At 66.0% G+C, this 12512-nt stretch carries 12 protein-coding genes; 10 read left to right on the top strand and 2 right to left on the bottom strand.

Annotation, left to right across the window (positions count from 1 at the left end; translation table 11 throughout):
* The first annotated feature begins 231 nt into the window (after nucleotides 1-231).
* The 3 genes from rocF (at nucleotide 232) to BJF92_RS08365 (ending at nucleotide 3028) form a co-directional block, all read left to right on the top strand.
* A complete protein-coding gene (rocF, locus tag BJF92_RS08375; RefSeq protein WP_075634276.1) occupies nucleotides 232-1182 on the top strand; it encodes an arginase in 951 nt (316 codons plus the stop codon).
* Nucleotides 1183-1366: 184 nt separating this feature from the next.
* A complete protein-coding gene (locus BJF92_RS08370) occupies nucleotides 1367-1846 on the top strand; it encodes a chemotaxis protein CheW (protein WP_075634275.1) in 480 nt (159 codons plus the stop codon).
* 369 nt (nucleotides 1847-2215) lie between these two features.
* Complete coding sequence (locus BJF92_RS08365; protein WP_075634274.1) at nucleotides 2216-3028, top strand: potassium channel family protein; 813 nt, start codon at nucleotides 2216-2218, stop codon at nucleotides 3026-3028.
* A gap of 7 nt (nucleotides 3029-3035) precedes the next feature.
* Here the strand turns inward: BJF92_RS08365 and BJF92_RS08360 are convergent, their stop codons facing one another.
* Nucleotides 3036-4160: a mandelate racemase/muconate lactonizing enzyme family protein gene (locus BJF92_RS08360; RefSeq protein ID WP_075634273.1), complete on the bottom strand. Its 1125-nt coding sequence runs from the start codon at nucleotides 4158-4160 to the stop codon at nucleotides 3036-3038.
* 71 nt (nucleotides 4161-4231) lie between these two features.
* Nucleotides 4232-5386 (bottom strand): iron-containing alcohol dehydrogenase, encoded by a 1155-nt coding sequence (locus BJF92_RS08355; protein WP_075634272.1) that lies wholly within the window; start codon nucleotides 5384-5386, stop codon nucleotides 4232-4234.
* Nucleotides 5387-5512: 126 nt separating this feature from the next.
* Between BJF92_RS08355 and BJF92_RS08350 the strand changes: the two genes are divergently transcribed.
* From BJF92_RS08350 to BJF92_RS08320, 7 genes are all read left to right on the top strand, one after another.
* On the top strand, nucleotides 5513-6481 hold the full coding sequence (locus BJF92_RS08350; RefSeq protein WP_075634271.1) for a LysR substrate-binding domain-containing protein: 969 nt from the start codon (nucleotides 5513-5515) through the stop codon (nucleotides 6479-6481).
* 134 nt (nucleotides 6482-6615) lie between these two features.
* Nucleotides 6616-6831, top strand: coding sequence for a hypothetical protein (locus tag BJF92_RS08345; protein ID WP_075634270.1), 216 nt, complete (start codon nucleotides 6616-6618; stop codon nucleotides 6829-6831).
* Between the two features lie 139 nt (nucleotides 6832-6970).
* The gene (locus BJF92_RS08340) at nucleotides 6971-7939 is read left to right on the top strand and encodes a DUF6030 family protein (RefSeq protein ID WP_075634269.1); all 969 of its coding nucleotides are present in this window, start codon (nucleotides 6971-6973) and stop codon (nucleotides 7937-7939) included.
* 681 nt (nucleotides 7940-8620) lie between these two features.
* A complete protein-coding gene (locus BJF92_RS08335) occupies nucleotides 8621-9229 on the top strand; it encodes a sugar transferase (protein WP_075634325.1) in 609 nt (202 codons plus the stop codon).
* A 102-nt stretch (nucleotides 9230-9331) separates the two neighbouring features.
* Nucleotides 9332-10231: a LysR family transcriptional regulator gene (locus tag BJF92_RS08330; RefSeq protein ID WP_075634268.1), complete on the top strand. Its 900-nt coding sequence runs from the start codon at nucleotides 9332-9334 to the stop codon at nucleotides 10229-10231.
* Between the two features lie 221 nt (nucleotides 10232-10452).
* Nucleotides 10453-10956, top strand: a complete 504-nt coding sequence (locus BJF92_RS08325) for a formate dehydrogenase subunit gamma (protein ID WP_075634267.1) — start codon at nucleotides 10453-10455, stop codon at nucleotides 10954-10956.
* Nucleotides 10953-12509, top strand: a complete 1557-nt coding sequence (locus BJF92_RS08320) for a formate dehydrogenase beta subunit (protein ID WP_075634266.1) — start codon at nucleotides 10953-10955, stop codon at nucleotides 12507-12509. The genes BJF92_RS08325 and BJF92_RS08320 overlap by 4 nt, the downstream gene beginning before the upstream one ends.
* Nucleotides 12510-12512: the final 3 nt, after the last annotated feature.

The raw sequence follows: 12512 nt of genomic DNA, 5'->3' as shown, positions 1-12512 counted from the left end.
CCCTTGTGGACCGGCGATGGCCGGGCGAACATCCTTCGCCCAGCTGACCGGGGAAGGCATGCGGACCGATGCCGGCTTGTGGCCGTTTGCGCAGCGCTCATTGCATAACGGCCAATCGAACGGGCAAAATCACCAGGGCAGACGGGCATTTTGCGCAGTTTTCCAACTCCATTCTGTCATGGATGCTCGGGTATGGAAGTGCCCATCAATCGTCAATCAGGAGCAAGAGCCATGACCCGAGCCGAACCGACGCCCGTGACGCTGATCGGCGTGCCGCTGGAAGAGGGATCGGGCCGGCGCGGCTGCGTGATGGGCCCCACCGCCCTGCGCATCGCCGGCGTCGACCGCGTGCTGGGCGAGCTCGGCTTCAGCGTCGCCGACAAGGGCGATCTGGCGCCTAAGCCGGTGGAAGGGCTGGAGGCTCAGCTTAGCCCGGGCTGCCAGGCCAAGAACCTCGCCGCCGTCGCCGGCTTTACCCGCGCGATCGAAGCCGCCACCTTCGAGGCCGCTCAGGCCGGCACCCTGCCGATCCTGCTCGGCGGCGATCACGCGCTCTCCATGGGCAGCGTGTCGGGCATGGCGCGCCATGCCGCAGCGCTCGACCGCCCGCTCTTCGTGCTCTGGCTTGACGCCCATGCCGATTTCAACTCGGTGGAGACCTCGCCCTCCGGCAATATGCATGGCATGCCGGTGGCGTTCTTCTGCGGCGAGGCCGGGCTCGGCGGCATCCTGCCCGAGGATCGCCCGCTGGTCGATCCGCGCCGGGTCTATCAGGTCGGCATCCGCTCGGTCGATGCGCGCGAGCGCGAGGAAGTCGCCGAACATGGCGTCAATGTCTATGACATGCGCGCGCTGGACGAGATGGGCGCCTCGGCCATCATCCGCGAGATCCTGGCGGCGGTCGAAGCCGAGGACGGGCTTTTGCATGTCAGCCTCGATGTCGATTTCCTCGATCCGGACGTGGCGCCCGGCGTCGGCACCACCGTTCCCGGCGGCGCCACCTTCCGCGAGGCGCATCTGATCATGGAAATGCTCTGCGACAGCGGGCGCGCGAGCTCGCTCGATCTCGTCGAGCTCAATCCCTTCCTCGACGATCGCGGCAAGAGCGCCCGCATCCTGGTGGAGCTGACCGCCAGCCTCTTCGGCCGCCGCATCTTCGACCGGCCTACCCGCAGCGCCTGAAGCGCGCCTTTCAAAGGAGGAAGAATGGAGCCTGGCAGTTAAACTCCGACGCTCCAGAAAACCCCTATGTCTGCGGCATCGAGCGATAAGAACTCTTAAGAAATGCCCGCTATTCTGTGTGTCAAAGAGAGTGATATCCGCATGCTTTTGCTGGCGGCGGATGACGACCGGAAGGACAACACGGATGAGCAGCCCCTTGAAAATGGCCGGCTTCGACGGCGAGACCCTCGAAATCATCGCCTTTCGCCTGCATGAGCAGGAATTCTGCGTGAAGACGACGACGATCCGCGAAATCCGCGGCTGGGCGCCGTCCACGCCGATCCCGCATTCGCCGGCCGAAGTCATCGGGGTGATGAACCTGCGCGGAACCGTGATCCCGATCATCGATCTCGCCCACAAGCTCGGCATGGAAAGCACCGTCGCCAACGAGCGCAGCGCCATCGTCGTCGCCGAAGTGCACAACATGGTCGTCGGCCTCGTGGTCGATCGCGTGTCCGACATCCTCACCGTGCAGGGCAGCCAGGTCCAGCCGGTTCCGGAAATCACCACCTCCTTCGACCGCAGTTTTGCCGAAGGCATCATTGCCAGCGACTCCGGCATGATCTGCTTCCTGAACCTTGCCCGCATGTTCAAGGAACGCGACACGGACGACTGGGCGGCCTGATCGTTCCGATTGGCGGGAGCGCCGGGATCTGCCGCAGGCCGATCGACGGGGGGCCACCCTACCCCTCCCCCCGCAAGCCTGTCGCGTAGCGTGATCCCCCTTGAAAATCCCGGGCCCGGCCGTTGCGCCGGGCTTTTGCATTTCTTGTCCCCCATTCTGCTTATCTCTTGAAGCGGCATCCGCTCCGGGCGCAAGGCGCAGCGGAAAATCCGCAGCGTTACAATATCTTCTCCGTCTTTCTCGCATTGAGGAATGCAAGCACGAAGCCGGCTCTTGACCGTGGGGCGAGGCGCCTTAGCTCGCCCTGCATCCCGATATCGCGACCTTGGCATGTCAGCGCGGGCAGCACAGCGGAGATCGGCTGACATCATGACGGCAGGCAAGACAGGCAAGCAGGACCGGGAAGCCAGGCATTCCGGCATCCGGATCCTTCGCGAGCGGCTGCGCGCGCTCTATCTCGGCACCGGCCGGGGCGCCCTGCGCTTTCAGCTCGCCATCGCCGTGGTCGATCTCGCCATCATCCTGTTCTTCCTGGCCGGCCCCTATCTGACCGCGCGCAACACCTATCTGGCGGTGGACTATACGGTGGCCGGCGTCATCGCGCTGGAACTCGTGGCGCGTGGACTGGTGGCGCAGAAGCCGCTGCGCTGGCTGATGCGGCCGATGACGCTGGTGGATATCGCCATTCTGGCCACATTGCTCTTTCCCGCAATGTTCTCGAACTTCGCCTTCCTGCGGGCGCTGCGCATCTGGTCGCTGAGCCAGAGCCGGATGTTCGGCATCCTGGTCGCCCGCCTCGGCGGGCGCGCCTATGAGGACATCATCCGCGCGGTGATCAATTTCGTCACCTTCCTCTTCCTGGTGACAGGCTTCGTCTACACCGCCTTCTTCTACCAGGATTCCGGCATCAACGGCTTTGTCGACGCGCTCTATTTCACCGTGGCGACCATCACCACCACCGGCTTCGGCGACATCACGCTGCCGGGCACGCTCGGCAAGCTGACCTCGATCGTGACGATGATCTTCGGCATCTCGCTGTTCGTACGCCTCGCCCAAGCGATCGTGCGGCCTTACAAGGTCACCTTCCCCTGCCCGCAATGCGGGCTGATGCGCCACGACGCCGACGCCGTCCACTGCAAGGCCTGCGGCCAGGTGCTCAACATTCCCGACGAAGGCTCGTGATGAGCTCTCACCCGATCCGCGTCGTCCTCAGCCGATCCTCATCGAGCACGATGCCAAGCCCCGGCGCCTCGGAGAGCACCAGCCAGCCCTGTGAATGGGTGAGCGGCCGGGCCAGCGGAAAGTCGCGCCGCTCCAGCGACCATTCCGGCGCGTCATAGGGATATTCCAGGAAGGGCGCCTCGCCGAGGCCGGCGGTGAGATGCGCATTGGCCAGCACGCCGATGCCATTGGTCCAGGAATGCGGGGTGAAGATCACCCCGGCCTCGCGCGCCATCAGCGCGATGCGCCGGCAGCCGGTGATGCCGCCGGTCAGAGCCACGTCGGGCTGGATCACGTCGAGCGCGCGCTCGGCGATCAGGTCGCGAAAGGCGGCGGCCGAGCGGGTCATCTCGCCGCCGGCAATCTTGATGGCGGTCGCATCGGCGAGCCGGCGCATGCCCGCCCGGTCCTCCCGGTGCAGCGGCTCCTCCATCCATTCCACATCCAGCCGCTCCAGCTCGCGCGCCACCGTCAGCGCCTCCTTGAAGGTCCAGGGCCGGCTCGTGTCCCAGGGCATGCGCCAGCCCTGATTGCAGTCCACCATCAGCGCCATGCGGTCGCCCACCCGCGCGCGGATCGCCTCCAGCGCGCGCACATCCTCGCGCCAGCCGGCCCGGCCGCCGGCGGAGGCGGAAAAGCGCAGCTTCATCGCCGCGAAGCCTTCCTCCAGATAGCGCTCGGCCTGGTCGGCCATGGCCTCGGGCGCGCGCAAGACGCCGGAGGAGGCATAAAGGCGCACACGGTCGGATCGGCCGCCGAGCAGGCGCCAGACCGGCTCGCCCATCACCTTGCCGGCAAGGTCCCACAGCGCCAGATCCAGCGGCCAGCAGCGCCCATAGTGGAAATCGATATGGGACAGCACCTCGTAATGCCGTTCCAGGCAGCGCGGATCCTCGCCGATGAACAGGGCTTCATGGCCCTCGAAACCCTTCATCAGATCGCCGGAGCCGATCCCTTCGCGCCCCTCATCGTCGCGCACGCGCACGATGGTCGCATCGAAGGCGGTGCGCGGCCGGCCGTCCCAGCTCGCCTTGAACGGTGGATCCAGCGCCAGGCGATGATGGCTGATGGCGATCTCGGTGATGCGGCTCATGGCGGGCCTCCTCCCTTCCCTGTTTCACATCCTGGCTATCGTTGCGTGCCAACGCATTCACGCCAGCGCATTTAAGTCAGGGCCAGCAGGCCTTCGGAAAAACGCGCGAGCTCGGTCTCGGTGATGGGTCGCACGGTCGCCGCACGCATCGGCTGATGCTCGGGCGCCTGCATTTCCGCCATCAGCTGCTCCGGCGTCACCGTGGCGAAGGCCGGCGGAAGACGGCGGGCAATGCCGGCCGCATCCATCAGCCGGGAAACGAATCCGGGTAAGGCGCCCGCCGATGGCAGGCCGCAGGCCAGCGCCGCCCCACGCAGGTCGTCCGTATCGGCCTTCACCAGCCAGGGCAGCGTCAGCTCGAAGGCCAGCGCGGTCGCCAGGCCGTGATGCACCGGTGCGAGCCCAGCCAGCGCATGGCTGTGATGATGGGCGATCGCGGTGCCGCTGAGATCGATGGCGATGCCGGCATAGCAGGAGGCGAGCAGCAGCGCGCCGCGCGCGGCCAGATCGTCCGGCCGGGCGATGGCGGCGGGAAGCGCCTCCGCGATCATTGCCAGCGCACGATGCGCATAGAGCTGCGTGCCAGCATGGGTCTTGCGGTTGGTCGCCGCCTCGAAGGCATGGACGAAGGCATCGAGCCCGCACCAGGCGGTGATGTCTGGCGGCAGGGAGAGCGTCAGCGCCGGATCGAGCACCACCAGATCGGCCTTGCTCTCCGGTCCCCAGATCCACAATTTGCGCCCCGCAGGGCCGGTGAAGATATTGGTGGCCGAGGTCTCCGATCCCGTGCCGGCTGTGGTCGGCATCAGCAGCGTCGGCACGGGCTGACGCGGCAGGGGATGGGCCGCCAGCGCGAAATGCATGGCGTCTTCTCCAGACGCCGCGGTACAGGCCACGATCTTGGCAATGTCGAGCGCCGAGCCGCCGCCGACGCCGATGATGAGCGTGGCCGGCGTCTCACCCGGCCCGCCGCGCACCACGGCGTCGGCCGCGCGCAGATGATCGAGCTTCGGCTCACCGGAAAAATCGCTGAAGCGGCGGCTGGCCAGTCCGTGCTCCTGCAGCCCAGCCTCCAGACGGCCCGCCAGCCCCGAGCGCACCAGGAAGCTGTCGATCACGAGTGCCACGGTGCCTGTCGCGCCCATCTCCCGCGCGGCCGCGCCGATCGTTTCGTGAAGGCCGGCGCCGAAGCGGATTTCCGGAACGGAGGCAATGGTGAAATGCATGGAACTCCCCTGCGCCGCGCGGAGCGGCCCCCGCCCCTGCCATGACGCTTTCGCCCTTTCACCCTGCCTGAAACAGCCCTAGTCTCAAATCCGGCCTTTCTTCAGGCAAATGGATGATATGAGATCATGCTGGCCCATATTCCTCTCGAAGCCTTCCGCGTGTTCGATGCCGCCTGCCGGCACATGAACTTCTCGCGCGCGGGCCGCGAGCTGAACGTAACGCAGGCGGCGGTCAGCCGGCGGATCAAGGCGCTGGAGGAGCATCTGGGCGCTGCCCTGTTTCACCGCAGCGGCAAGAACCTGACGCTGACGCCCGAGGGCGACCATCTCTTTCGCCGGATACGGGCAACGCTGGACTATCTGGAGGAAAGCCTGGAGCCCTTCCGCCCGCAGACCGGCGGCACGATTGCGCTGGCCGCCAGCGGCTCCGTCTCCCATCTCTGGCTCGGCCGGCGTCTGCGCAGCTTTTCCGCCCAGCATCCCGGCATTTCGCTCTCGCTGCTGACGACGGATGCCCTGCCGGAACTGGCGGCGGAAAGCCATGACCTGGTCATCCTCTATTCGACCGGCGATCATCCCCGCTGGGCGCTGACGCCGCTGGTGCCGGAGGTGCTCGCGCCGGTGGCGGCCCCGGCCTATCTCCAGCGCCTGGGGATCGCCGCGCCGCAAAGGCTCTCGGCGGACGAGATCGCCCGCCTGGACCTGATCGATTACAGCCGCGCCAATGCCCACTGGATCTCGTTTCGCCAATGGTTCGCCCGGCTGAAGACGCCGCCACATGCGCCGCCCGGCCGGGCGCGCGTGTCCTTCTCCCTCTACAGCCTGGCGATCGAGGCGGCGCTGGACGGCGATGGCGTCGCGCTCGGCAGCCTTGGCCTGATCGGCGATCTCGTTGGCGAGGGCCGCCTGGTCGTGCTCGGCCGCGATCTCCTGGAAACCGGCTATGGCTACCATCTCGGCCTGCCCCGCAGCCGGGCGAGCACGCCCGAAGCGCTGCGGCTCCATGCCCATCTCATCGGCGCCACCGGTATACAGCCGCCAGACCTGCCCGCCGCGCCCCCCGAGGCAACGCAACCGGGAGAGAGGCCGCGATAACGAAAAGTTAACCTTCCTGCGGCAAAAACATGGGGCAGGAACAGGCGTGGCGGACGCAGAACGGGCACGGCACCAGCCTTCCCGCCACAGCGCGGGCGGGCCGCCTGACAGGAAACCACGATGCGGAGCCGACGATGCTGCTGACCATCTTTCTGGCCTTCTACGCCCTGGTCGTGATCATCTTTCTCGACAACACTCTGCGCGAGGGTGAAACCGTCGGCGCCGGCCGCTGGGATGCCATGCGGTTTCTCGGTCTCGGCGCCTGCCTCGCCTGGCCGATTCTGCTGGCCTATACGATCATAATCGCCCGTTTCAGGCCTGTGCCGCAGTCGAGCCGCGGGATCCTCTAAGGATCGCCTCGCCGCTTTACCGCGGGCCCGGACGGCGGGAAAATGCACGCAATCCGCTGCATAATTCTCCTTAAATCGATCACGATCTGAAGGAAGGATGCGCCCGGGAGAACGCCACCGCAGGAGACCGCCTGTCGCCATGAAAGAGATCCGCGAGCGCAAGCGCAGGAGACGCGCCGGCTGGGCCGTGTTCCTGAGCGCGCTCCTTCTCGTCAGCCTGGCGATCGGCCTGACCGTGCTGCTGGCGCAGGACATGCGCAATCTCAAGCTTCTGATGCAGCGTTTCGGGCTCGATCCGCAAAAGGTCTTCGCGCAGATCGAAAGCCTGACGACGACACCGGCCGAGCCGCCCGCCTTTCCGCTTCTGGAAAAGACCGCGCGTCTGCCGGCGCCCCGGGTGCAGCTGCCGGCAAGGCTGATGGGGGAACTGAACGCACCGGAACAGTCCTTCGTGCGCCGTATCCTCGATCCACCGGCCGGATTGTGCGAAGCCTTCGACAAGGCGGGCTTCAGCCCGATGGTCTGGGCGCCAAGCGCGAGCGGCCTGGGCGGCCTTGGCGCGGCCGGCTTCGAATGTTCCGTAATCGTGCCCGTCGGCGAACCGCCGGCCCCTTCCACCGCTCCGCCTGCGCGCGACGAGAATGGCGAGGAGATCGTCGATGACGGGCCGCAGCAATCCTCCGTCTTCGTTTATGTCCATGGCCCCCGCATGGATGCCTTCGACACCTTCCGCATCAAGATGAACATCGAGAACCCTGCAGACCGCGAGGCCGTTCTGGCCCTTGCGAGCAAGGCGGCGGCGCTGTTCTTCAAACAGGTGCAGTGGGAGGATGCCGGCGAGATCGCCCGGCGCATTCTTAAGGCCGAGATCTTCGACCAGCGCGACTTCGGCAGCCGCCTGCAGCTGAGGAAGGAATTCGGCGAGACGCCGCGCTATAATTTCCTGGCCGCCGAGGCGCGCCGGCCCCAGGCGCGAACGCCTTACGAGCGCTTCTTCGACCGCGAGCAATGGCTGCCGCTTGCCCGCACCTCGCCTCTGTTCGAGACGGGGACGGTCGACTTGCGCGCGCTGACGGGGCCGGTTCCGACTGATACCAAGGCTCGCTGATAGGAACCCATAGGACCGTCTTCCCGTCGTTTCCGGCTCGGAGGGGTCCGAAGAGCGATGCCATCGCATCGGTCGAGGACCTCGACACCGCGCCGTGCCAGCGATCAAGCCTGTGCCATCCTATGGGTTCCTATCAGCGAGCCTTGGTATGAGCGCCAGCCTTGAAGGAGCGGCATACGTCGCCCGCAATTAACCAAGCAGGTCGAGTTTTGCGCTGCGCCATCTTGCCAGATCGGCGTTCTTTTAATATCTCGTTACCCAACAAAAGCCCATAAAGACTTGGGATTGAACGGGGACAGCGTCTTAAAGGCGGAATAGACTGGCGGCAATTCTCATCATGAGACAGCCACTTGTTCCACTTTGAAACGCAATGCAGCAATCGGACGAAACGGGTGTTGAATGAGGCGGCGCATCATCCTCGCGGGTGACGCGTTATGGCACGTTTATGCGGTGCTTGCCGGAAGATGAGGCTGATCGACCGGGTCGGGAGGATACCGGCCGATGAGCCATTCGTTTTGCGAACGTTTGAAAACGAGAGCTGCCGCGGACCGGCTTATATCAGCCGCGCGGTCGCAGCGATCCGGGAAGTTTGGCCCAATGTCGGAGAAATTGTCGATGCACTCGTCCAGCACGTATGATGCGCGCGCCAATGTCTTCATTACGCCCGTTGCTGTCCCCAACATGCCGGTGCAGCTGGCCATCAAACGGCTGATCGACATCGCCGTCTCGCTTCTGGCTCTGGTGTTCCTCGCCCCCGTGCTCCTGCTCGTCGCGCTGGCCATCAAGCTCGAAAGCCGGGGGCCTGTCTTGTTCCGGCAGATGCGCACGGGGCTGAACGAGGTTCCCTTCGAGATCCTGAAGTTCCGGTCGATGTATACCGACCGGGGCGACAGCACCGGCGTGATGCAGACGGTGGATGGCGATCCGCGCGTCACGCGGGTCGGCCGCTTCCTGCGAAAGACCAATCTCGACGAGCTGCCGCAGCTGATCAATGTGCTGATCGGCGACATGTCGCTGGTCGGCCCGCGACCGCATGTTCCCGACATGCTGGCCGCCGGCCGCGTCTATTCCGATCTGGTCCAGGGCTATGAATACCGCCACCTGATGCGCCCCGGCCTGACGGGCCTGGCCCAGGCGCGGGGCCTGCGCGGCCCCACCGTGCAGCGCTGGAAGGCGATCCGCCGCATCGTCTGCGATGTCGAATATGTTCGCCGCTTCTCGCTGATGCTCGACCTGAAGATCGTGCTGCGCACCATCGCCAACGAGCTGCGGGGCGGCACCGGCTTCTGATCCGCAGACGCGTGGGCCTTACACCAAGGCTCAGGGCAGCCTCATAAGGCCACCCTTGCTGCCGGCTGCCGGCTCGGCCAGAATGGCCGCCCGGGAGCAGGCATGATCGACAAGCTGGAATTCTTCATCACCCTGGCGCAGGAGCGCCATTTCGGACGGGCCGCCGAGGAACTCGGCATTTCCCAGCCGACGCTGTCGGCCGCCCTGCGCCAGCTGGAGGAGCAGCTCGGCGTGTCGCTGGTGGTGCGCGGCTCGCGCTTCCAGGGCCTGACGCCCGAGGGACAGCGCGTGCTCGAATGGGCGCGGCGCATCGTCGGCGATACCCGCACCATGCGCGAGGAGATGCGCGCCGCCCGCAAGGGTCTCTCGGGCCATATGCGCATTGCCGTCATCCCGACAGCGCTCGCCATGGTGCCGCGCCTCACCGAGCCCTTCCAGGCACGCCATCCCGACGTGACCTTCTCCGTGACGTCGCGCACCTCGCTGCAGGTCCTGAGCCAGATCGAGAATCTCGAGATCGATGCCGGCATCACCTATCTCGACAACGAACCGCTCGGACGGGTGACGACGGTGCCGCTCTATCACGAGCGTTACCACCTGATCACGGGCGCGGGCACGCCGCTGTCCGATCGCGAGCACGTGAGCTGGGCCGAGGTCTCGCATCTTCGGCTTTGCCTATTGACCCCGGACATGCAGAACCGGCGGATCATCAATGCCCACATGGCCGAGGCCGGCGTCACGGCCCGGACCACGCTCGAATCCAACTCGATGATCGTGCTGTTTTCCCATATCCGCACCGGTCAATGGGCCTCGATCATGCCCCGCAACGTGGCGGAATCCTTCGGTTTCTCGAAGGAAATCCGGATGATCCCGATCATACAGCCGGAGGCGTCCCATCTCGTCGGCCTTGTGGCCACGCATCGCGAGCCGCATACGCCGCTGGTCTCCGCCCTCCTGCATGCCGCCCGCTCGGGCGTTGCCGCCGCACGGTTTGATAGATAAAATCTATCAGGCGACGGAATGGCATTATTGACCTGCCCGGTCTCACTCAACATTCTCATAGAATGTGGACGACCGGGCATGATGTGCGGGCATCGATGGAACTGTCGGCAGTCGCGAGCGGGAACGGGGTTTGTCCCCAGCCGTGCCTGCGCGCAAACAGGGAATTGGCCCGGCACGTCGGACTCACGCCTGTCCGCTGTCGGTTTGGGAGGACTGACCTGATGACCTTGCACACGCTCGCGCCCGAAGAGGCGGATCGCATCCCGGCCTCTGCCAAGGAACGCATCCTGGAGATCGTCGCCGACTGTCGCGGGCTGGAAGGGCCGCTCCTTCCGATCCTTCATGCCGTTCAGCATGAATTCGGCTATATTCCCGAGGGCGCCAAGCCAATCATCGCGACCGCGCTCAATCTCTCGCGCGCCGAAGTGCACGGCACCGTCACCTTCTATCCGGATTTCCGCGATCGCCCGGCCGGCCAGCACGTGCTCAAGCTCTGTCGCGCCGAGGCCTGCCAGGCCATGGGCGCGCATGCGCTGGGCGACAAGGCTCGCGCCCTTCTGGGTGTCGACTGGCACGAGACCACGGCCGATGGCCGCGTGACCCTGGAGCCGGTCTTCTGCCTCGGCCTGTGCGCCTGCGGCCCGGCCGCCATGCTGGACGGCGAGCTGCTCGCCCGGCTCGATGAGGAGAGCCTCGCCGAACATCTGACGGAGATCCGCCTGTGAGCATCACCCTTTTCGTTCCCGCCGATGCCGCCGCCGTGGCGCTGGGCGCCGATCGCGTCGCCGCCGCCATCCGGCGCGAGGCGGAAGCGCGCAATCTGGACGTGACGCTGGTGCGCAATGGTTCGCGCGGCATGATCTGGCTGGAGCCCCTGGTCGAGGTGGAAACCGCAACCGGGCGCGTGGCCTATGGCCCTGTTACGGCCAAGGACGTGTCGGGCCTCTTCGATGCAGGGCTGCTCGACGGCAACGCCCACCCGCTCTGTCTCGGGGCCACCGAGGACATCCCGTTCCTCAAGAGCCAGACGCGGCTGACCTTCGCGCGCTGCGGCATCACCGATCCCCTCTCGCTGGAAGATTATCGCCGCCATGACGGGCTGAAGGGACTGGAAAAGGCCCTGTCGCTGACGCCGGCGCAGATCGTTGCCGAGGTGACCGATAGCGGCCTGCGCGGACGCGGCGGCGCGGGCTTTCCCACCGGCGTGAAATGGAAGACCGTGGCCGGCGCCGAAGCCGACCAGAAATACATCGTCTGCAATGCCGACGAGGGCGATTCCGGCACCTTTGCCGACCGGATGATCATGGAAGGCGATCCCTTCGTGCTGATCGAGGGCATGGCCATTGCCGGCATCGCTGTCGGCGCCACCAAGGGCTATATCTACACGCGTTCGGAATATCCCCATGCCATCGCCGTGATGGAAGAGGCGATCCGCCGCGCCCGCGCCGCCGGGGTGCTGGGGCTTTCCGTGATGGGCTCTGCCCATGCCTTCGATATGGAGGTGCGCGCCGGCGCCGGAGCCTATGTCTGCGGCGAGGAAACCTCGCTTCTCAACAGCCTGGAAGGCAAACGCGGCGTGGTGCGCGCCAAGCCGCCGCTGCCAGCGCTGCAAGGCCTGTTCGGCCGGCCGACCGTGGTCAACAACGTGCTGTCGCTCGCCTCCGTGCCGATCATCCTCGACCGCGGCGCCGCCTTCTACCGCGATTTCGGCGTCGGCCGCTCCAAGGGCACGATCCCGATCCAGCTTGCCGGCAATATCAAGCATGGCGGCCTCTACGAGATCGCCTTCGGCCTGACGCTCGGCGAGATCGTCGAGGGCATTGGCGGCGGCACGGCCTCGGGCCGTCCGGTCAAGGCGGTGCAGGTGGGGGGTCCGCTCGGGGCCTATTTCCCGCGCGATCTCTTCGACACCGTCTTCGATTACGAAGCCTTTACCGCTGCCGGCGGGCTGATCGGCCATGCCGGCATCACCGTCTTCGACGACACGGTCGACATGCTGGCCCAGGCCCGCTTCGCCTTCGAGTTCTGCGCGGTGGAAAGCTGCGGCAAGTGCACGCCCTGCCGCATCGGCTCCACCCGCGGCGTCGAAGTGGTGGATCGCATCGCGCAAGGCGTCGAGCCCGAAGCGAACAAGGTGCTGCTGACCGACCTCTGCAACACCATGAAATTCGGCAGTCTATGTGCGCTGGGCGGCTTCACGCCCTATCCGGTCATGAGCGCGCTGACCCATTTTCCGCAGGATTTCCAGCCTGCGCCCCTCGTTGAAGCGGCGGAGTGATTC

This window comes from Xaviernesmea rhizosphaerae (assembly GCF_001938945.1).
GTDB classification, from domain to species: Bacteria; Pseudomonadota; Alphaproteobacteria; order Rhizobiales; family Rhizobiaceae; genus Xaviernesmea; species Xaviernesmea rhizosphaerae.
This window is presented reverse-complemented; position numbering and strand designations above follow the sequence as displayed.

Bases quoted from the DNA above. Each gene is read 5' to 3' on its own strand.
- BJF92_RS08335 (WP_075634325.1), top strand. From the start codon at position 8,621: ATGCCGGTGCAGCTGGCCATCAAACGGCTGATCGACATCGCCGTCTCG.
- BJF92_RS08370 (WP_075634275.1), top strand. From the start codon at position 1,367: ATGAGCAGCCCCTTGAAAATGGCCGGCTTCGACGGCGAGACCCTCGAA.
- rocF (WP_075634276.1), top strand. From the start codon at position 232: ATGACCCGAGCCGAACCGACGCCCGTGACGCTGATCGGCGTGCCGCTG.
- BJF92_RS08345 (WP_075634270.1), top strand. From the start codon at position 6,616: ATGCTGCTGACCATCTTTCTGGCCTTCTACGCCCTGGTCGTGATCATC.
- BJF92_RS08355 (WP_075634272.1), bottom strand. From the start codon at position 5,386: ATGCATTTCACCATTGCCTCCGTTCCGGAAATCCGCTTCGGCGCCGGC.
- BJF92_RS08350 (WP_075634271.1), top strand. From the start codon at position 5,513: ATGCTGGCCCATATTCCTCTCGAAGCCTTCCGCGTGTTCGATGCCGCC.
- BJF92_RS08340 (WP_075634269.1), top strand. From the start codon at position 6,971: ATGAAAGAGATCCGCGAGCGCAAGCGCAGGAGACGCGCCGGCTGGGCC.
- BJF92_RS08330 (WP_075634268.1), top strand. From the start codon at position 9,332: ATGATCGACAAGCTGGAATTCTTCATCACCCTGGCGCAGGAGCGCCAT.
- BJF92_RS08360 (WP_075634273.1), bottom strand. From the start codon at position 4,160: ATGAGCCGCATCACCGAGATCGCCATCAGCCATCATCGCCTGGCGCTG.
- BJF92_RS08325 (WP_075634267.1), top strand. From the start codon at position 10,453: ATGACCTTGCACACGCTCGCGCCCGAAGAGGCGGATCGCATCCCGGCC.
- BJF92_RS08365 (WP_075634274.1), top strand. From the start codon at position 2,216: ATGACGGCAGGCAAGACAGGCAAGCAGGACCGGGAAGCCAGGCATTCC.